General features: G+C 64.4%; 8 protein-coding genes, 1 tRNA gene and 1 pseudogene. 6 read left to right on the plus strand and 4 right to left on the minus strand.

Translation table 11 applies throughout. The features are described 5' to 3' along the window. Positions 1–226: 226 nt before the first annotated feature. Positions 227–4,117, minus strand: a complete 3,891-nt coding sequence (locus tag QDT69_RS23120; RefSeq protein ID WP_279708788.1) for a PAS domain-containing protein — start codon at positions 4,115–4,117, stop codon at positions 227–229. A gap of 371 nt (positions 4,118–4,488) precedes the next feature. Here QDT69_RS23120 and QDT69_RS23125 point away from each other — a divergent pair, with 371 nt between their 5' ends. The 4 genes from QDT69_RS23125 to tenA all read left to right on the plus strand — a co-directional run bounded on the left by QDT69_RS23125 (position 4,489) and on the right by tenA (position 6,901). Beyond that, positions 4,489–4,887 (plus strand): phasin family protein, encoded by a 399-nt coding sequence (locus QDT69_RS23125; RefSeq protein WP_146991222.1) that lies wholly within the window; start codon positions 4,489–4,491, stop codon positions 4,885–4,887. Between the two features lie 269 nt (positions 4,888–5,156). Beyond that, on the plus strand, positions 5,157–5,594 hold the full coding sequence (locus tag QDT69_RS23130) for a phasin (RefSeq protein ID WP_279708789.1): 438 nt from the start codon (positions 5,157–5,159) through the stop codon (positions 5,592–5,594). Between the two features lie 187 nt (positions 5,595–5,781). Continuing rightward, a tRNA-His gene (locus QDT69_RS23135) sits at positions 5,782–5,858 on the plus strand. Between the two features lie 368 nt (positions 5,859–6,226). After that, entirely contained in the window at positions 6,227–6,901 is a 675-nt protein-coding gene (gene tenA / locus QDT69_RS23140; protein WP_279708790.1) for a thiaminase II, read from the plus strand. Between the two features lie 440 nt (positions 6,902–7,341). On the opposite strand, the gene QDT69_RS23145 is transcribed toward tenA, so the two are convergent. Next, the gene (locus QDT69_RS23145; protein WP_279708791.1) at positions 7,342–11,322 is read right to left on the minus strand and encodes an AAA family ATPase; all 3,981 of its coding nucleotides are present in this window, start codon (positions 11,320–11,322) and stop codon (positions 7,342–7,344) included. A 250-nt stretch (positions 11,323–11,572) separates the two neighbouring features. Between QDT69_RS23145 and QDT69_RS23150 the strand changes: the two genes are divergently transcribed. Both QDT69_RS23150 and QDT69_RS23155 read left to right on the plus strand, forming a co-directional pair. Beyond that, positions 11,573–14,884 (plus strand): autotransporter domain-containing protein, encoded by a 3,312-nt coding sequence (locus QDT69_RS23150; RefSeq protein ID WP_279708792.1) that lies wholly within the window; start codon positions 11,573–11,575, stop codon positions 14,882–14,884. A gap of 30 nt (positions 14,885–14,914) precedes the next feature. Next, positions 14,915–18,718: a tetratricopeptide repeat protein gene (locus tag QDT69_RS23155; protein ID WP_279708793.1), complete on the plus strand. Its 3,804-nt coding sequence runs from the start codon at positions 14,915–14,917 to the stop codon at positions 18,716–18,718. A gap of 425 nt (positions 18,719–19,143) precedes the next feature. Here the strand turns inward: QDT69_RS23155 and QDT69_RS23160 are convergent, their stop codons facing one another. After that, on the minus strand, positions 19,144–19,545 hold the full coding sequence (locus QDT69_RS23160; protein ID WP_279708794.1) for a hypothetical protein: 402 nt from the start codon (positions 19,543–19,545) through the stop codon (positions 19,144–19,146). Positions 19,546–19,627: 82 nt separating this feature from the next. Continuing rightward, positions 19,628–19,882: pseudogene (locus QDT69_RS23165) on the minus strand (transposase); the annotation flags it as partial. Positions 19,883–20,874: the final 992 nt, after the last annotated feature.

Below are 20,874 nucleotides of genomic sequence, written 5' to 3' on the forward strand. Positions count from 1 at the left end.
GGGAGAGGGGTAAGCCCCGGGCGAGATGATTGACGAGAGCATCGCTTTCCCAATCATGCGCCGCGGGCGTTGAAGCATTGTCGAACGGAGAGAGCGTGCCGTGTGGCACCCCTCTCCCCAACCCTCCCCCGCAAGGGGGAGGGAGCCCGTCCGCCGGTGCGTCCCTTACCAACATTGAAGACAAACGCCACGCGAGAATGCTGAACGCGTTAGGCGCTAACGCCCATCACGCCCTTGCCGCGGCGTGGGCGAAGGTCACCTCGATCAGCGTGCCGGTGCGGCCGCCGGTCCTGATCTGGAATTTGGCGCGGTTGGCTTCGACCAGCGCCTTGGTCAGCGACAGGCTGACGCCGCCGGAGCCGGCCTGATCGGTCGGCGTCGGGGCGCGGAATGGCTCGAGGGCGGCGGCGACCTCGTTGTCGTTGAGGCTCTGGCCGGTGTCGCGCACGCGCAGCATCACCTCGCCGAAATCCGACAGCGCGGTCGAGACGATCACCTGGCCGCCGGCATTGGCGAGATGGATCGAGTTGCCGATCAGGTTCAGCGTGATCTGGCGCAGCGCGCGGGCATCGGCGACGACAAGCGGCAGCGTATGCGCGAGCGAGGTGCGGATGATGATGCGCTCGCGGTTGGCCTGCGGCTGCATCACCGCGACGCAGCTCTCCACCATCTCGTTGAGGTTCTGGCTGGTGAAGGCGAGGTCGAGCTTGCCGGTCTCGATCCGCGACAGATCGAGCAGGTCGTTGACGATCGCGATCACCCGCTCGCCGGAGGCGCGGATGTCCTTCATGTATTCGACATAGCGCTCGTTGCCGAGCGTGCCGAAGCGCTCCGATATCATCACCTCGGCAAAGCCGATGATGGCGTTGAGCGGCGTGCGCAGCTCGTGGCTGATCCGCGCCAGCATGTCGGTCTTGGCGTTGGCGGCGCGTTCGGCGAGCCGCCGCGCCTCGCGCACTTCGCGCTCGCTCTTCCTGGTCTGCGAGAGATCGCGGAACACGGCGAAGAAGTTCGGTCCGTCCGCGCGGGTGCGACCCATCGTCACCGACAGCGGGATGAGGCCACCCTGGCGCACGCGGCCGAGCGTCTCGCGGCCATGGTCGAGCAGGCTGGCGACGCCGGCCGATTTCACGCTCGTGAGATAGTCGAAGATGCCGTGCTGGCTCTCTGGCGCAAACAAATCGGCGAGATTGCGCGTGATGAACTCGTCGCCGTCATAGCCGAACAGCGCCTCGGCGCTGCGATTGCAGGAATGGATGTTGCCTTCGGCATCGAACATGATGATGCCTTCGGCCGCGGTGTCGAGGATGGCGCCGAGCTCCTCGGCGTCGGCGTGGCCGGCCTGCGGCGGCGGTGGCGCAAGCACGGGCTCGGCGGCCGCCTCTGGCTCGGGCTCAGACAGGGCGGCGGCGATCGCGGCGTCCTCGTCGAGCGTGCGCGAGAAGATCAGCGCCAGCGCGGAATCGTCGTCCCAGCTGATGGTGTGCAGCCGTGCCTCGGCGGACACCTGCTCTGCCTGGCCGTTCTGGTTGGCGGAGATCGTCACCGGCGTGCCGGTGCCGGAGCTGCTGCTCGCCTGCGAGACACCGGGTTCGACATAGAGCGCGTCGAGCCCGCCGGCGGCTTCCAGCGCGTGCAGGCTGTCATAGCCCATCCGCGCGAGGAAGGCGTGGTTGGCATAGAGCAGGCGGTCGAGCCGGTAGATCAGGATGCCGACCGGCAGGAGATCGAGCAGCGCGCGGTCGCGCCGGGAATCCGCGCGCGGCGCGGGCTCGGCGGCGGCGAGCCAACTGGGCTTTGGCGCCTCGGCCGGCGTCTCCGGTTGCGCGACCGTCTCTGGCTGCGATGGCGCCTCCGCCTGCGGCGGTTCGTTCGCGGGCGGCGCTTCGGCAACCGGCGCGATGCTGGCGCTCTCATTCGTCGTCGCGGTGAGGCCGGCCTCGCTCTCGAGCCGCGCCGACAATTGGCGCGCAAGCTCGTTGAAGGCGTTGTTCTCGACCGGCGTCAGCGACGGCGGTCTTGTGTCGCCGGCGGGGCGGAACGGCACCACATTCGGTGGCGGGTCCTGGCGCACTGCGTGCGCTTCCTCGTTCGTTTCCACGGCGTGATCCGGATCGGCTTGGTGTGAAGTCTCTGCTGCTATCGGCTCGGTCAATTCCTCAGGTGGTGCACTCGCGGTCGTGTCGGGCGGCGGCTCCGCATGCGGCGGAGGATTTTCATGCGGCGGCGCGGCGGGGGCGGGCGGCGCATCGATGCGCGGCGCAGGCGCAACGCCGGCCGACAGCGATCGCGGCGCGATCGAGCCGCTGAAGAACTCATAGCGGCGCAAAGCGGCGAGTCGCGCAAGGCCGTCGAGGTCGCGACACACACCAAAGCCGCGATAGCCGGCGAAATTCCGGTTGCGATCGAATACCGGCAGGCCGGACAATTCGACCGGCAGACGGCCGCCGCCGTCGACCGGCCAGTTCAGCGTGATGCCGCTCCAGGTGTCGTGGCTGGCGAACGCCTGCAGGACGCGGCCCTCGGGATCGAGGCCAAAGCTCTGGGCGATGTCGCTCCACAGCCGGCCGAACCCCGCCGCGGTGTGCAGGCCGATCAGGCGGGTGAATTCATCGGAGCCGAGCGAGAAGCGGGCCTCATGGTCCATCTGCCACATGAAGCGCAGCGGATGCCGCCGCACCGGCAACGGCTCGTCGAGCCAGGATGGCGGCGGCGCCGGCGCCAGCGAAGCGGGCTCCGGCTCGGCGGCGGGCGGCGGAGCGGGCGCATCCGCAATCGCATAGGGCGAGGGCACGGGATCGGCTGGCGGCGCCGATGTTTCCGAAGTGGGCGCGTGTGCGGCCTCTTCGAGACCGGGCGTGGGCTCAGGTGCAGGCGCTTCGAGCTCTGCCTCAGCGGGCACGTCGATCAGCGCTTCCGATATCGGCTCCTCGACCGCGGCGGTTTCGTCAGGCGTAGTGTCGGGAGGCGTGGTCTCGACCGGTGCTGGCGCTTCGTGCGCGCGTTCTGCTGACGCGAGAGGCGGAGTAAGGTGCGGAGGCGCTTCGAGCTCTGCCTCAGCAGGCACGTCGATCAGCGCTTCCGATATCGGTTCCTCGACCGCGGCAGTTTCGTCAGGCGTGGTGTCGAATACGGCCGTCTCAATGGGCGCCGTCTCTGCGTGCGTCTCTTCCGATGCCGGAGATGGCGCAACGTCCGCAGGCTCGGATGCAGTCGTGCTGACGACCGGCCCGACCGCGACCTGCTCTTCTGGCTGCGGATCCAACGCATCGAACAGCGTGAAGGTCGCCGCCACGTCGCTGACCGGCGCGGGGGCTTCTTCATGCACCGTTGGTTGCTCGGCGGCAGGCGCCGGCGGCGGCGCCACGGCGGTGGCCTCTTGCGGCGCTGCCGGTGCTTCCGGGACAGCCGTCTTCGGCGCAATCGGCTCCAGCACGATCGGCGCCGCAGCTTTGGCGGCTAAACGCAGGGCGGGCTTGATCAATGCGATCAGCGCGCGATCGGCGCCGCGGCCGATCCGCTGCAGCACGACGCGGCCGATTGCAACGCTCGCCGCCGCGCGGCCCTGCGCCAGCGCTTCGCCGCGCGCGGCATCGAGGCCGGCCTCGGTGAGATCGTGCAGGCCGGGCAGCGAACGCGCCGCCTCATTGGCCGCGATCAGAAGTCCGTCACCGTTGAAGGCGGCGGCCGGACGCGGCAAGCCCTGCACCAGCCGCTGCAAGCGCTCGGCGAGCGGCATGCAGTGGCCACTGGCATTGAGCGAGGTCATCAGGATGCCGTGGCTGCCGTCTGATAGCTCGATGCGCGTGCAGCCGCAGGTCGCGAGCATGCCGGGCGCCGCGCCGAAGCCGCGCAGCCGCTCCAGCCGCACCGCGCCGTTGGCGGCGAGGTTGTAACCGAGCCGCGCGACCTGGCGGCGATGCGGATCGGCCGGGCCGAAGGCGCGCTTCGCCAGCTCGGCGCCATTGGCGGCACCGAATACCTGCGCGCCGACCGGATTGGCCCAGAGAATCCGTGCGCCGTCGGCCGACCACAGCCATGCCGGCAGGGCGCCCGTCGCATGGTCCGCCAGCCTCACATCGCCGAGCGCCTGGATCTGGAATTCCGCGTCACTCATCACGCAAGATTTGACCGCATAGGTTTGGCTTTTTCCTCGCATTGCCGAAGCGCTGGCAGCCGCAGGACGACAGCCTTAACAGAAGGTTAGTATCGCAAGCGGGGGACGGCAGGTCCATGTCCGCAGCGAAACTGCCCCCGCCAAAGGCGGGATAACGTTAACTCGGCTGAACGATCCACAGCCGATTGGCGTTGTTCGGAAGAGGCGGCTGCGGCAGCGTGTTGCGGAACCAGGGCGGCGCCGCGTCACACCTGTGATTGCAGTGCCGCGATATATTGGGCCGCCTATTCTACCTTGTAGTCTACCCTGTATTCCACCCTGGGCCCGCAGGGCCAACCGGCGGGCCGATCACCAAGCGAGGGAGAGCGACCATGAGCGACAACGGGCGTGACCATTTCGAGATCCCCAAGTTCGAGATCCCCAAGGATATGCGGTCGATGGCGGAGGCGAGCTTCGATCAGGCCCGCAAGGCATTCGAGCAGTTCGTGACCAACGCGCGCGACACCGCCGGCAAGATCGAGGAGCGCAACGCCACGATGCGCGCCGGCGCCAAGGACCTGTCCACCAAGGCGCTGTCCTATGCCGAACAGAACGTGCAGTCGTCGCTCGACTACGCGCAGTCGCTGCTCAAGGCAAAGGACCTCACCGAGGTGATGCGGCTGCACAGCGAATATGTGCAGGGCCAGATGCGCGCGCTCGCCGAGCAGGCCAGCGAGATGGGCCAGGCCGTCAGCCGCGCCGCGATGGATGCGGTCAAGCCGAAGAGCTGATGAGCACTGACCGGACCGCCGGTCCGGGCCGGCTGCGGCCGGCCCGGACGCGGTAACGCCATATTCCGCCACATAAAAAATATGGCGTCGCACGCGATCTTACGTTGCGTTGCACAAAATTGACATGATATGGGTGTTTATTAGGCGCGCCCGACGAAGGGCACTCCCGTGAATCAAGGCAGCGTGATCCATTTCAGCGCTCCCGGCCTGCTGGCTCCGGGACGTCCGCAATGGTCACATCTACTCACCCGTTGCGAAGGATTACACGTATGACCAACCCGTCCGATCCGTTTTCCGCCTCGATCATCCCGTTCGAAGTTCCCGAGCAGGTCCGCGCATTCGCCGAGAAGGGCGTGCTGCAGGCCCGCGACAGCTACGCCAAGTTTAAGGACGCTGCCGAGACCCACAACTCGACCGTCGAGGCCGTGTTCACCTCGATGAACAAGGGCGCCACCGCCTATTCGGCCAAGCTGATCGAGTTCTTCAAGGCCAACACCACCTCGTCGCTCGACTTCGCCCAGGAGCTGTTCAGCGTGAAGTCGCCGACCGAAGCGGTCGAGCTCTGGACCGCGCACGCCCGCAAGCAGTTCGAGACCTACACCGCGCAGGCCAAGGAACTGGCCGAGCTCGGCCAGAAGGTCGCCAGCGAGACCGCCGAGCCGATCAAGGCCAGCGCCTCGAAGTTCTATCAGCAGCCGGCCGCCTGATCGCGATCTGCTTGAGATAGCGAAAGGCCCGGGCCTTGTCGGTCCGGGCCTTTTTGCTGCCGCGGACCGTTAAGCGGCCCGAGATAAGACCGGAAATCGGCGCGTTAAGCGCTTGCCAAAGGCGGGCGTTGCACCTAGTTTCCGCCCGAAATCGCCGCCCCCTTTACGCGGGGCCGTGCGTCAGGATGCAGTTGTAGCTCAGTTGGTTAGAGCGCCTGTCTGTGGAACAGGAGGTCGGTGGTTCGAGCCCACCCAACTGTACCAGCGAAATCAATAGCTTACTGCAGTCTTCGCGCGGCCTTAACGACCGCTAGCTACCATATAGCTACCGCGGCGGCGGAAACGCTTTCTGGTTCTAAAAGCCGTCACTCGTATTGGCAGGGTCACAGGTTCGAGTACTGTTTGCGACATGCTCAACCTGATGAAATTGCTCTCGAGCCCTTGCGCGATTCGCGGTGTGATAACGTGGGAACGCAAGTCAGTCCCGGCGACCGACGGCAAGCGAATTTTCGTACGCCGTCGAGCCGCCTGATCGCGGCCGCCTCTCAAGGTCGGCGTCCACCTGGTTCGCAATGCGCTATCGGTAGCGAGCCAAAGACGTTCATGGAAAAGCAAGCCAGACGAAAAAGATCGTGAGTTTCTTCGAGCGTTTAAAGACAGAAGCATCCGCTGAGTGGCGGGCCTACACCGAGCATCCCTTCACGAACGGATTGGCAGACGGCTCGCTCCCCGAAGCGGCGTTTCGTCACTACCTCGTTCAGGACTACCTGTTCCTTATCGAGTTTGCTCGCGCCTACGCGCTCGCGGTCTACAAGTCGCCCAAACTTGCCGACATGCGAGAAGCAGCGGCCGGCCTTTCGGCCATCCTTGATGTCGAGATGAACCTGCATGTGAAGCTCTGTGCGGGTTGGGGTCTGTCCCTGAGCGATCTTGAACAAACCCGTCCGGCGGTCGAGACGCTGGCCTATACACGCTACGTGCTCGACGCAGGAATGCGCGGCGATCTGCTGGCACTCAAGGTCGCGCTTGCCCCCTGCGTGATCGGATACGCGGAGATCGCAACGCGGCTCGCCTCGCGACCCGATGCGGATGCTGCGACGAACTCCTATCGCGTTTGGATCGCCGAGTACGCCGGCGTGCCGTACCAGGAGGTCGCGGCGAAAGCGCGAGCGCACCTCGAGCATCTCGCCGATCGCTACGCCACGCCGGCCCGCGAGACAGAGCTGATCGCGGTCTTCAAGGAAGCCACCCGACTCGAGGCAGACTTCTGGGAGATGGGCTGGCGCGCGGGCCAGCGTGGTGAATAAAATCGATTCTTGACGCCATCTCGAAGGTCTTGAAGCAAGCTTTCAATTAGAGGGATCTGCCAACTATCTTCTGGGCTTTTTGCGTCGCCTTAGGTGGTGGACACTTGGTCGGCACAGTACGGGTGCGCGAGTCGTTTTCTGCTAATGGTCGGCCGCGTTTTGGTCTGGTCTTACTCATTAAGTCTGCGCACCCGGCGATACCATTACCCTCTCAAGGCTGAAACAGGGGTTCGATTCCCCTAGGGAGCGCCATTCCTGAACAGATCTACGAACCCGAGGCTTACGTTGACGGCTTGGGTTAGCGGCTCGGGTTGGCCCTCGGGGCTGAATGTGGATCGGATGTTGTCGTATGAGACGACGATCCGGATCTTGTCCTTGAAAACGATGATCACATCCACCGCGCTCGCCAGGTATGCCGTTCGAGCGGCGATGTCGCCGGCTCACGCATCAGCGGCGAGGTGAGGCAGCCGGCTCAATTCCGCATCGGCCTGCTCCAGCCAATACCGCATGTCCATATCCATATACATCGTCGTCGCGGCCGCGAGTTGCTCGCCAGCTTGATCCGGTCGGCCGGCGTGCAGATAGAGTTTTCCGAGGCCGTGATGGCAACGCGCGACCAGCGGACGCAGGTCGAGCTCCTTGGCCAGCGCGAGCGCCTCGCGATAGTAGCCTTCGGCCTGCTCAGGAGAGCCGTCGCGGCCGGAAGCCTCGCCAAGAAGACGGAGGGCGGCCGCCTCGCCGCCGCGTTGACCGTTTTCGCGGGCCAGCGCCAGCGCCTGCCCGGCAAATTTGAGAGCGTCCGTGTGGCGGCCTGCAAGCATGCATACTTCGCCCATCGGCGTCAGGAACAGTGCCTGGGCAAATCGATGTCCCATATTCTCGAAAACGTTCAACGCCTGTTCCATCAGCGGCAGGCCTTCGGCAGCTCGGCCCAGCTGCGCATACGCATAGCCCAGGCTGCCCGAATTACCTGCGGCAAGGAACGGCAGGTTCCACTCGCGAGCCACCGTCAGGCCGCGCTCCAGCAGGGCGACCGCGCGACTCAGTTCTCCCCGGGTTGCCAGCAGGTCAGCAAGACACCAGCAGACGGTGGCCAGGCTATAGGGGTGATCGACCGCTTCAGCGAGGCGGATGCCCTCCTCGCCGTGAACGATGCCTCGTTCGAATTTGCCCTGGTCGGTACAGATGCGCGTGAGAAAACTGCGGGCGCTGACCGCCGGAAATCCGGCAAGGGAAAATTGCTGGAAGCTCGGTTCGCCTTCGAGTAGCTCCAGGACCTTGAGAAAAAGAGATTCTGCCTCGGCATAGTGCAGCGTCAAGAAGCAAGCGGTGCCGAGAAAAAGCGATGCCGCGACCCGGAGCGAAAGTTCGCCGAGAGAATCAGCAAGAAGATGCGCGTGCCGTCCGAATTTGACGGCGTCGAGTGGATTGCCGGTGAAGCCGAGAGTTTGGCACATGTGAATAGAGGCCAGACAAAGCCGCGGAGCATCGCCCAGGCGTTCGGCCAACGCTTCGGCTTCGCGAAGATAGCCGAGGATGCGCCCGAACTGGCCGAGTGGGAGGAGCGATGTTTTCAGATCAAACCGAAGATCGATCGCCTGTTCCATCGTCGCCGTGGTTTCCGGCAGCGTCTCGAGGCTGCGCAACGCCCGCTCGAAGAAACTGGCGGCCTCGCGGTTGGCCCAGCGTGCGTGTGCAAGCCGCCCGGCCTTGATCCAATGGTCGGTCGCTTCGCGGGCCAGTCCGGCTTCCGCGAAATGATGGGCGATGATCTCGGGTTGGCTTTCGGTCTGCGCGGAGCAGTGTTTGATCAGCGCGCTCGCGATATCTGCGTGCAACTGCCGTCGTTGGCTTCTAAGCATCGTGACATAGGCGGCATCCTGCACCAACGCGTGCTTGAATGCGTAGCTCGCCAGCGGCGGCGTGCCGCGGCGGGTGACGAGGCCGGAGGCCGTCAGCCGGCCAAGCGCGGCGTCGATATCCAAGGGGGCCAGCGGCGATATCGCGGCGATCAACTCGTAGGAGAATTCCCGGCCGATGGCGGCACCGATCGAAGCCACGTCTTTCGCCGCGCCACCGAGCAGATCGAGGCGAGCCGCCAACGAGGCCTGCAACGTCGTCGGTATGGCGAGCGACGGCAGCGCTCCGTCGAGGACCCTGCCGTCGGCTGCCTCGCGCAACGGCCCATCCTCGAGCAGCGTACGGGTCAGCTCCTCGATGAACAGCGGTACGCCGTCGGTACGCGACAGGATCTGCTCGACGACGGCCTCGGGGAGGACCTTGTCGCGAGCGATGTCGCCAATGATGCCGGCGCTTTCGCTGCGGCCCAGGCGACTGAGGGACAGCATCGTGACATGTGGCTGGCCGACCCAGGACGGCTGGAATTCCGGCCGGACCGTGACGAGCAACAGCAACGGCAGATTTGCCGCGCGGGCCACCATTGCGTCGAGCAGATCGAGGGATGTCGGATCGATCCAGTGCGCATCCTCGACTACGATCAGCAGGGGCTTCTGTGCCGCCAGGCCTGAAAGCTGATTGAGAAGTGCGTTGAGAGTCATCTCCCGTCTCTGTTGCGGGCTGATCGCCAATGCCGGATAGCGTCCGTCCATAGGCACACCCACGAGCTCGGCGATGAGCGCGACATCGAGCGGCAGATTTGTCGTCGTCGGCTCGAGCAGGGCTTCCAGCCTGTCGATCCGCGCGCTGGCGCCACTGCCAGGTTCGAAGTCCGCAGCCAGTTCCAGTTGGGTGATGACCGGGTAGAGCGCGCTGTGCGTATGGTGCGGAGAGCAAGAATAGCGCAAGTGGCGATGCCGCCCGTCCTCCAGCCTTTCCAGCACGCTCTCGACGATGCGCGACTTGCCGATGCCGGGCTCGCCCGAAAGCACCATCACGCGGCCCGCGCCGGACCTTGCCTGATCCCAGCGGCGCAGAAGCAGCTCGATTTCTTCCTGGCGGCCGACGAGGGCGGACAATGATCCGGCGCGTCTGGCATCGAAGCGGCTGACGCCGACAGCCTCGCCGAGCACATGCCACGCGGTCACCGCTTGTGACAGCCCCTTGACCTCTATGTCCGGCAGCGCGCGATACTCGAACAATTGCCCGAGTAGCCGCCGTGTGTCGGCTGCGATCGCGACCTCGCCCGGCGCCGCCGCGGTCCGCAACCGAATCGCGAGGTCTGGCGTCTCGCCGATCGCAAGTTGTTGCCGCATGTCGCCGGATGCGGGCTTTTCGCCGATCACAACCAGTCCTGTAGCGATCCCCACGCTTGCCCGAAGCGGGCTGCCGGCCGGCGCACTCAGGATCCGGACGGCGTCGACGACGGCAAGGCCTGCGCGCACGGCGTGCTCGGCGTCGTGCTCGTTGGCTGCGGGGTAACCGAAATAGATCAGGAGGCCGTTGCCCTGGTACTGGGCGACGAAGCCATGGAATTGCGCTGCAATATTGGCCGCCAGCTGATGGAAGGCGATGATCTGATCGTGGACGTCCTCCGGGTCGCGGTCTGCCGAAAGGGGCGTCGCGCCAATCAGGTCGCACGCCATGATCGTCAATTGACGCTGCTGGCGGCTGCAGCGATGAAGCAATTGCAGGGGCGCATCGCTGTCCCGCGCTGCGACAGCTACGGCTGCAGGACCCGGCTCATCAGCGCTGCCCGAGGGCTCACTCGCATGCGCTGAGTCGGATGGCCCGGCGCTGCGGAGCCCGGCGACGAGCGACTGGGTGACCGCGTCGGGGGCGGTATTCAGTTCGCGCTTGAGCAGCACGACCAGGTTTTGATAGCGCTTGAGCGCTTCAGCCTTGCGTCCGGTGGCCGTGAGCGCCTGGATGATCAGCCGATGCGCGTCTTCGCGCAAGCCATTCACCGCGATGGCCCGGTTGGCATTCTTGAGCGCGGATTCCGGGTTTCCCGATTGCAACGCGTGCTGGCCGTGCCGGACCATGGAATCGACCGCCAGGTCTTCCAGTCGCTCTCGTTTTTTATCGAGCCATTCCGACCAGGCATCTTCTTCGATATTCAAATTCGTCAGCAGCGGGTTGCGATACAGATCGGCGGCCGCAGCCAGCGACGCGCGGCTGCCTTCGAGGATCAACGCCTCGAAACGGGCTGCGTCGCAATCGAACACGCCGGGTGCGAGCCAGACGTCATGGTCGTCGCTGAAAATGGCATCCTGGCCGAGAATTCGGCGTAACCTGACCAGGCTCTGGCGCAGATTCTGCCGGGCCTGGGTTTCGAAATGCGACCCCCAGAGCAGGTTCGCGAGCTTTTCGCGGGATTGTGGGCGAGGCGCCGTGCAGGCCAGATAAGCCAGCAGTCCGGCGAGCTTCCGGCCAGGCAACGGGATCACGCCATTGCTTGTGGTCAGCTCAAAGCGCCCGAACAGCGACAGACCAAATCTCGGAAGTTGCACGCTGTCTCTCATTCCAAACGTGACCTTGGCGCTCGGAGACCGTGTCCCCGGAAGCACATCTTACATGCTTTGGCATATTTTGGATGCCGCACAAGCAAGAGTCACGCTGTTGTCACGCTTGACTGACGCAGGGATTGACGGCGGTCAGCGTAGGTAGACGTCGTCGGGGGGATTTCCGATTGCTCTCCGACGGATTCGAAAGGACATGGCCGGGGATATTTTGCCGGGGATTCCTCCGCGGCGGCCCGGTTCGGGGCAATAAGTGACAAATCATTTGCAGCTCGGCAGCCATTGCACGCAGCGCGCCGCCTCTGGAGCAACCAGCATTGACGGTGCGCGTCTGCGCCCGCTTCTCGCATCGTGTTCGCTTGCCGCGCTGCTGGTCGGCGGCGGCGCGCCGGCGGCCCATGCATGCTATACCGGGCCGTTCCCCTATACCAACACCGGCAGCATCGACTGCATCGTCGTCAACAATGCGACTGTCAGCGGCGGCATCAGCAATTCCGGCACGATCTCGGCCGGCGGCGCCGGCATTTTGGTCGGCGGCGTCGCCTTCGGGACCGCGCTGACGATCTCCAGCTTCAGCGACGGCATCAGCAATTCCGGCACGATCGCCGGCTACACGGGCATTTTGGTCGGCGGCGACGCCCGCAATGGCGGGTCAGTGACCATCTCGGCCTTCAACGGCGGCATCAACAATTCGGGCACGATCTCGGCCGGCGTCGAGGGCATTTTGGTCGGCGGCGGCACCGTGACGGTCTCCAGCTTCAGCGGCGGCATCAGCAATTCCGGCATGATCTCGGCCGGCGCCTACGGCATTGTGGTCGGCAGCGACGACTACTCCAACGGCGTATCGGTGATCTCCGGCTTCAGCGGCGGCATCAGCAATTCCGGCACGATCTCGGCCGGCAACAGCGGCGGCCCCCACGGCATCCGCAACCCCGGCGGCAACGGCATTTGGGTCGGCGCCGGCGAGGGCTCGTCGGTGACGATCTCGACCTTCAGCGGCGGCATCAGCAATTCCGGCACGATCTCGGCCGCCCTCGGCCCCGTCCTTGGCAACGGCATTTTGGTCGGCGGCAGCAACGGCTTCGTTCAACTTCCGTTGTCGGTGACGATCTCGGCCTTCAGCGACGGCATCGCCAATTCCGGCACGATCTCGGCCGCCGGCAGCGGCATTTGGATCGGCGGCGACCTCACCAACGGCTCATCGGTGACGATCTCCAGCTTCAGCGGCGGCATCAGCAATTCCGGCACGATCTCGGCCGGCTTCGCCGGCATCAGGGTCGGCGGCAACGTCTTCATCAATGCGCCGTCAGTGACCATCTCGGCCTTCAACGGCGGCATCAACAATTCCGGCTCGATCTCGGCCGGGTTGGGCGGCAGCGGCATTTGGGTCGGCGGCATCGCCTTGGACGGCGGGTCGGTGACAATCTCCAGCTTCAGCGGCGGCATCAGCAATTCCGGCACGATCTCGGCCGGGTTGGGCGGCAACGGCATTTGGGTCGGCGGCGACGCCTTCTTTGGCGCGTCGGTGACGATCTCGACCTTCAGCGGTGGCATCAGCAATTCCGGCACGATCTTGGCCGGCGGCACCGGCATCAAGGTCGACCATGTCGTGGCCTTCGCTGACGGGATCACCAATAGCGGCACGATCTCGGCCGCCACCGGCATCTCGGTCAGCAGCGCAAGCCCGGTCGGCGTTTTCGATTCCGGCGTCATCGTCGGGACGAGCGGCACGGCGGTGGATCTGTCAGGCAATGCCGCCGGCAACAGTTTTACGCTGGGGCCGGGCTACAGCATCGCCGGCCTCGTCAAGGGCCAGGGCAGCGACACGTTTCAGCTCGGCGGCGCCGGCAGCGGCGCTTTCAACCTGTCGAATATCGGCACGCAATATACCGGCTTCACCGCCTTCAACGTGGTGGGCGGCGTGTGGACGGCGACCGGCGTCTTCGGCCAGTCCCAGGTCTGGAACATCGACGGCGGCACGCTCACCGGCACCGGCACGTTCAAGTCGGTCAACGTCAATAGCGGCGGCACGCTGGCGCCCGGCACGTCGATGACGATCAATGGCAGCCTCACGCTGCAATCGGCGGCGGTCTACATGGTGACGCTCAACGGCGCGGCGGCGGGCCGCGCCAACGTGTCCGGGACGGCGACGATCGCGAGCGGCGCGCGCTTCGCCGTCGCCGGCGGCAGCACGCCCATTGTCAACTCCACCTATACGGTGCTTGCCGCCAACGGCGGCGTGACCGGGACGTTCACCAACCAGGACGTCGTCTTCGGCATCTACAGAGGCGTGCTCAGCTATACCGGCGACGACGTCGATCTGACGGTCAGATACAACTCGCTGCTGCCGCTGTTGCCACCCAATCCGCCCGTCAATGTCGTCAATGTCGCCACCGCGATCGACACCGCGATCCAGAGCGGCGTTACGCCGCCGGCGGGCTTTGCCAATCTGTTCAATCTTTCTCCGGCGCAATTGCAGTATGGGCTGACCCAGCTCTCCGGCGAAGCGGCGACCGCAGCGGGCAAGGGTGCCGATCAGCTGATGACGCATTTCCTGGAGCTGATGCTCGATCCGACGGCGGGCGGCGGCGGCATCAGCGGCGGTGGCGGCGCCGCAAGATTTGCGCCGGAGCAGGACACGACCTTGCCGGCAGATGTGGCGCTCGCTTACGCCAAGGCGCTGAAGGCGCCGCAATCCAATGCGCCGCAAAGCTTCGATGAGCGCTGGACGGTGTGGGGCGCGGCTTTCGGTGGCGCGAGCCATACCGATGGCAATGCGGCGATCGGCTCCAATAATGTCACGGCGAGCGATTACGGCTTCGCGGCCGGCATGGAGCGGCACCTCACGCCGGACACGGTCTACGGCTTCGGCCTTGCCGGCGGCGGCACCAATTGGACGCTCGCGCAGGCGCTCGGCTCTGGACGCAGCGACGCCTTCCAGGCCGGCCTCTACACCAAGACGCATTGGGGGCCGCTCTATCTGTCCGGCGCGCTGGCCTTCGCCAATCACTGGTTCACCACGGATCGCATCGCGCTCGGCGATCAATTGCGCGCGACGTTCACGGGCCAGAGCTACGCGGCGCGCGGCGAAGCCGGCTATCGCTATGCCGTGCCGGTCACCGGCGCCATCATTGGCGTGACACCTTACGTCGCACTGCAGGCGCAAGGCTTCCACACGCCGGGCTACACCGAAACCGATCTCACCGGCGGTGGCTTCGGATTGTCTTATGCGTCGGCAAATGCGACCGACACGCGCAGTGAACTCGGCATGCGCTTCGACAATCTGCAAGTCGTCAACGGCATGCCGCTGGTGCTGCGCGGTCGCTTCGCCTGGGCGCACGATTGGTACACGAATGCGACGGCGTTGAACGCCGCTTTCCAAGCCTTGCCCGGCTCGAATTTCACGGTGAACGGCGCGGCGCCGCCGAAGGACTCCGCGCTGACGACCGCCGCCGCCGAATTGCACATCACACAGAGCTGGACCGCGATCGTCAAATTGGACGGCGATTTCGGCGCCGGCGCGCAAACCTATGGCGGGACGGGGACGCTGCGCTATTCGTGGTGAGGCGGCTTAAGACAGCGGTGCATCCAGGCAATGAACAATAGGGGCGGGCAGACACCACCGGCGTTCATGCCGCTCGGTGAGGCATTGCAATACGCCGAGCGCTGCCGCAACGACGGCCGGCTGATGGAAGCCGAGGCGGTGTGCCGTCAGATCCTCCAGGTGCAGCCGAATACGCCGGAAGTCGAACACCTCCTCGGCGTCATCGCACATCAAAACGGCAAGCTTGCCGAGGCTATCCAGCATGTGCAGCGCGCGACCAAGCTCGCGCCACAGATCGCGGTGTTTCACGCCAATCTCGGCGAGATGCTTCGCCTTGCCGGGCGGCCCAAGCTCGCCGTTGAAGAGGCACGGCGTGCGCTTGCCATCGAGCCGGATCTGCCGGCGGCGCTGAGCAATCTCGGCGTCGCGCTCTACGAGCTGAAAGACTACGAAGAGGCGGCGCGCGCACAACGCAAGGCAATCGCTGCCGCGCCGGACTTCGCCGAAGCGCACGGCAATCTCGGCAATGCGCTCCACGCTCTGCGGAAATTCGACGAGGCGATCGCCGCTTTTCGCCGCGCCATCGAGCTCAAGCCGGATTATGCCGACGGCTGGGCCAACTACGGCACGACGCTGCATCACAGCGGCAGCTTCGACGAAGGCATTGCCGTGCTGCGCCGCGCGATCGCGCTGGCGCCGCATCACGCCAATGCCCGTTCCGGGCTCGGCATTCTCCTGCTCATGCGCGGCGAATTCGGCGAGGGGCTTGACGAATATGAATGGCGGCTTCGCTCGACCGAACGCAAGGGGCCGCGTTTTCCGGAAATTCCCTGGGCAGGCGGCAGCCTTTCCGGCAAGCACATCTATGTTCAGGCCGAACAGGGTTTCGGCGATACGCTGCAATTCGCGCGTTACATCCCGCCGCTTGCCCGGCGCGCGAACCGCGTCACCTTGCGCGTGCATCAGCAACTGGTGACGCTTTTCCGCGAGAGCCTGCCAGGCATCACCGTGCTCGGCGATCGCGGCGATCCGGCGCCGTATCAATGCGATGCCGTGCTGCTCAGCCTGCCGCGGCTGTTCAGGACCCGGCTTGAATCCATTCCTGGCGACGTGCGTTATCTGCGCGCGCCTGCCGATGCCGCGCAACGCTGGGGCAAGTACCTTGCCAAGATGCGAGGCCTCAAGGTCGGCCTGGTGTGGGCCGGCAATCCCGAACACGTCAACGACAGCCGCCGCTCCCTTGATCTGAAAGTCCTGGCGGCGCTGTTCGAAGTGCAGGGCGCTTCATTCGCAAGCCTGCAGTTTGGGCCGCGTACGGCTGATCTGAAGAAGCGAAAGGGCCAGCCCGCGATCGAGGATCTCGGCGCGCGATTTCAGGATTTTGCCGATACGGCTGGCGCGGTCGATGCGCTCGATCTCGTCATCACGGTCGACACATCCGTTGCGCACCTTGCCGGCGCGCTCGGCAAGCCTGTCTGGGTGTTGCTGCCCTGGGTGAGTGATTGGCGCTGGATGCTCAATCGCGAGGACAACCCCTGGTATCCGACCATGCGCCTGTTTCGGCAAAAGCGCGGCGAGAGCTGGGCCGATATCGTGCCGCGCATCGTCGAGGATCTTGCGGCTGTCGTGCAGGGCGACCTCGCGCGGCTCACGCCGTTCAAGGCCGAAGGCGTGCGCCGCGCCGCGCATGCCGCGGCGATCATGGCGGCGGAAGCTGCGCAGGTTGCGGAGCCAATCCCTGCGCCGGTGACGGCAATGCCGCCCGGCCAGGCGCTCATTGTCGCCGAACAGAAGCGCCGCAACGGATTTCTGGCCGATGCAGACGAGTTGACGCGCCGCGCGATTGAAGCCGAGCCCGACAATGCCGAGGCTGCCCACATGCTCGGCATCGTTGCGCACCAGTCAGGCAAATCGTCCGATGCCATCGCACACGTAGAGCAAGCGATAGCGATCAATCCGAATGTTGCGCTCTATCACGCCAATCTCGGTGAAATGTACCGACTTGCCGGCCGCGTCGACGATGCCATTGCGGCGAGCCGTCGCGCCATCGCGCTTGATCCGGGCAATGCCGGCGCCCACAGCAATCTCGGCATCGCGCTGTTCGATCAGGGCAAGTTCGAGGAGGCGCTCTCGTTGCACGAACGCGCCATCGCGCTGCAGGCCCATTTCGTGCAAGCTCACAGCAATCGCGGTAACGCTCTGCAGCGATTGAAACGCTTTGCCGAGGCTGAGCCGTCCTATCGCCGTGCCGTCGAATTGCAGCCGGACTTCGCCGACGGCTGGAACAATCTCGGTACCTGCCTGCGTGAACTCAAGCGCGCCGAAGAGGCCGAGACGGTTTACCGCAAGGCGCTCGAGATTGCGCCGAACAATCCCGATACGCTCGATAATCTGGCGCTTGCGGTGAAGGATCTCGAGCGGCTCGACGAAGCCGCCGAGCTGTTGCGCCGCGCGCTCGTCATCGAGCAGAACAGTGACAAGATTCATCTGCACTACGGCACTGTGCTGCTCGACCAGAAGAAAGTGGATGAGGCGGAAGTGGCGGCCAGCCGGGCGCTCTCGCTCAATATGAACAATCACGACGCCGTCAATCTGATGGGACGGATCGCGTTCGAGCGCGGCGACCTCGATGGCGCGCTCGCCTCTCATCAGCGCGCGCTCGCGCTCAAGCCGGATCTGGCGGATGCCTATAACAACATGGGCAACGTGCTGAAGGAGCTGGGCCGGTTGGGCGAAGCGGAGGAGGCCTATCTCGAGGCGCTGCGGCTCGATCCGGCCGTCGCGAGCGTCTATGTCAATCTTGCCGACTCCAGGAAATTCGTCGCCGGCGACCCGCATCTTGTCGCCCTGGAAGCGCTTGCAGCGAACAGCGAGCGCCTATCGAAGACCGATCGCATGCAGATCGACTTCGCGCTCGGCAAAGCCTATGCGGACCTTCAAGACTACCCGCGTTCGTTCCGGCATTTGCACGCCGGCAATGCGGCCAAGCGCGCGACGATTGGCTATGACGAGACGGCGGCCTTCGCGCTGTTTGATCACATCGAGCGTATTTTCGCTTCGGACATGATCGAAGCGAAGTCCGGCGGCGGCGATCCTTCACAGGTGCCGATCTTTGTCGTCGGCATGCCGCGTTCGGGCACGACGTTGATCGAACAGATCATGGCCAGCCATCCCATGGTGCACGGCGCCGGCGAGCTGCAGACCTTCCATGACGTCGTTCGTACCGTCCGCGGGACGGACGGCTGTACGATCCCATATCCGGAATTCGTGCCTGCGCTGGATGAGGCCGCCTTGCGGCAAATCGGAAGAGATTATGTCGCGCGGCTCGGCGAGATTGCGCGGCGAGAGGCAAGCACAACCGTGCAGCGCGTCACCGACAAGATGCCGTCGAACTATTATTTCATCGGACTTATTCATTTGGCGCTGCCGCAGGCGAAGATCATTCACGCCGTGCGCGATCCGGTCGACACCTGTGTGTCGTGCTTTTCCAAGCTGTTTTCCGCCGAGCAAAACCATACCTACGATCTCGGCGAACTCGGCCGCTATTACCGGCGCTACGAGCGGCTGATGGCGCATTGGTGCCGCGTCCTGCCGGCCGGAAGCGTCCTGGACGTCCGTTATGAAGACGTGGTGGGTGATCTGGAGAGCCAGGCGCAGCGCATCATCGCCCATTGCGGCTTGCCTTGGGATGACCGCTGCCTGTCGTTTCACAGAACCGAGCGTCCGGTCCGCACCGCGAGCGCGACGCAGGTCCGCAAGCCCATTTATCGGAGTGCAGTCGGACGTTGGCGGGTCTACGAGGACCAGCTTGGGCCACTCCTCACCGCATTGGGTGGCCGCGGCAGGCTTGGTTAACCCATACGAGCCCGCATGTCGGGTGGTGCCAGGACTTGGCCAACCGCTATTTGCTCGATTATATCGAAATCTCAATCACATACGAGTTCGTAGTTTTATTCTGAGTGGCGCGCCAGCAAACTCAGGTACTTAGGTGGCCACCAGCCGCGTTCGTTGAATAATGGTTGAATAAGACGCTGGTGAACAGCGGCGAACGCCTGCGGAATTTGTCCCCGATATTGGCAGACCAGCCTCTGCGCGCTGCCTCACTGTGGCTGGCGCATTCGCAAACAATTTCCTCTTCGCCATGGGCGGCCGGAAATCTTCAAACCGCCGGTAACGCGCGCTCTCGTACGCGAGCGCCCTCGGGTGTTCGCATTGACGTTGCTCGTCGCACAATCGACCCTTGTCCCGTCGAGCTTTGCGCGAATAGAGGGCCACGTGAGTTACAATCGACGAGAGAAGACCGGCGGACAGCAGCCACAAGCCAGTCTATTCGCTCCGAAAGCCGCGGAACTGAGCTCGATGCCATTCGCGCAGCGGCTCACCTGCACGATTGACGATGCATGCGAAGCGACCGGTTTGGCAAGCTCGCCGAGCTTGCTTTCCTCGCCCTTGCTGATTTCAATGACCTGTAGCCCATAACGTCCTTCGACGGTGTGCGCCTTCCACCAGGCGTCGACGGCGTCGCTCCTCGGCATCGCCTTGCCGAGCTCGACATGGACCACGTCGCCGGAGACGACCCTCAGGAGAACCGTGCAATACCACGGGAAGAGCTGCTTCTTCGCATCGCGGGCCGCGTGCTCCCGGTCATCGCAAATGAAGAGGTCGCTGCCTACGATGGACAAAAACGGTCTTGGATGAACTCACCCTCAAAGGACGGCTGTTCAAGGAACTTGGCGGCTTCAGCGACAAGCGCATCAAGGACCTTCACAGGAGTAGCCGATCGTCCGTTGCGGTGAGGTGGGCGGCATAGGCCGCGGGGGTCAGGTATTTCAACGATGAGTGAGGCCGCCGGAGATTGTAGTCGGCGACCCAGTTGGCGATCTTGGCGCGGGCGTCGTCGAGATCGAAGAACAGGGTCTCGTTGAGCAGCTCATCGCGCATCCGGCCATTGAAACTCTCGATGAAGCCGTTCTGCATCGGCTTGCCGGGCGCGATGAAGTGCCAATCGATGGCGGCGTCCTTACATCATATCTTGGTTGCACTCAATGGTTGTGAGCTGCTGCCGGTTTGATGGACCCCGGATTGGGTCCGTTGTTGGTCCTTGGTCCTGCGACCTACGGATTTTCGTTGCGAGCATGAAAGGTGATCCGCCTGGATGAGCCGGCCTTAGTCGACCTCTCGATCGCCGCGTGACAATATGCCGTTGCGCGCCGTGGATATACGGTTAGCCCAGCCAACGCCGCTATGCAGATTCGAGGCGTCCGGATGCGGGGTGATGATAGACTTTGGGTTTCCGTAGGAGAGCAAAAAGAGAGCCGGCGCCCGAAACGGGGGCTAGTATTGTCGCGCGCACAAGCCGCGATGACGACGATCGGGACCGCCGCTTGCTTGGTAACCGCCGCGCGCAGACTTCGCGGTGTCGGTCGATCTGGGCATCCAATAAAGGATACGCGCCTCGCCACCGGGAATGGGCCAGAAAGCCGCTCGGCTGAAGCTGAGCGTCCCAACTCGGCATCGACCTGATTGAAGCGATGGGGCGTGATTATGATGCGAATAATCGCAAACGGTTTGGTTTCGGCGTCGCTGAAGAGTCCCTTGTACGAGAAAGCCTAGCGCAGTGTCGGAAATTTGGACGGTCTCTCGGTATGAAAAAAACATCGCCTCCCCCAGCCGTACGCGCTGGTCATTGGCGCGAGAGTACGGCCCGGTCGGGACTCGTAACATGCCAGCAAAACCGCGCATCTCCGGAAAGGGCGCTGGGTGAGCAGGTGAGGAGCATTCATGGTCGCTGGTACCAGTTCCCGTCAATAAACGGGGGCGATGTAGATTTTGCGATGCAGCAATGCTGCGCCACACTCACGCCACCATACCGAGGACAAACAGGGGTTCGTCGTGTCGGTGGTTGCGTATGTTTCCCTCCCTGGGCACCACACGCTTTTCCACGCTGCAGCACGATCTTGTACGATTGCGTTCGCTAGATGATCGGCGCGAAGGGCGTTCGCGGAATTCTC

The sequence above is a fragment of the Bradyrhizobium sp. CER78 genome (assembly GCF_029846235.1).
Lineage (GTDB): Bacteria > Pseudomonadota > Alphaproteobacteria > Rhizobiales > Xanthobacteraceae > Bradyrhizobium.

Bases quoted from the DNA above. Each gene is read 5' to 3' on its own strand.
- QDT69_RS23120 (WP_279708788.1), bottom strand. From the start codon at position 4,117: ATGAGTGACGCGGAATTCCAGATCCAGGCGCTCGGCGATGTGAGGCTG.
- QDT69_RS23125 (WP_146991222.1), top strand. From the start codon at position 4,489: ATGAGCGACAACGGGCGTGACCATTTCGAGATCCCCAAGTTCGAGATC.
- QDT69_RS23130 (WP_279708789.1), top strand. From the start codon at position 5,157: ATGACCAACCCGTCCGATCCGTTTTCCGCCTCGATCATCCCGTTCGAA.
- QDT69_RS23145 (WP_279708791.1), bottom strand. From the start codon at position 11,322: ATGAGAGACAGCGTGCAACTTCCGAGATTTGGTCTGTCGCTGTTCGGG.
- QDT69_RS23155 (WP_279708793.1), top strand. From the start codon at position 14,915: ATGAACAATAGGGGCGGGCAGACACCACCGGCGTTCATGCCGCTCGGT.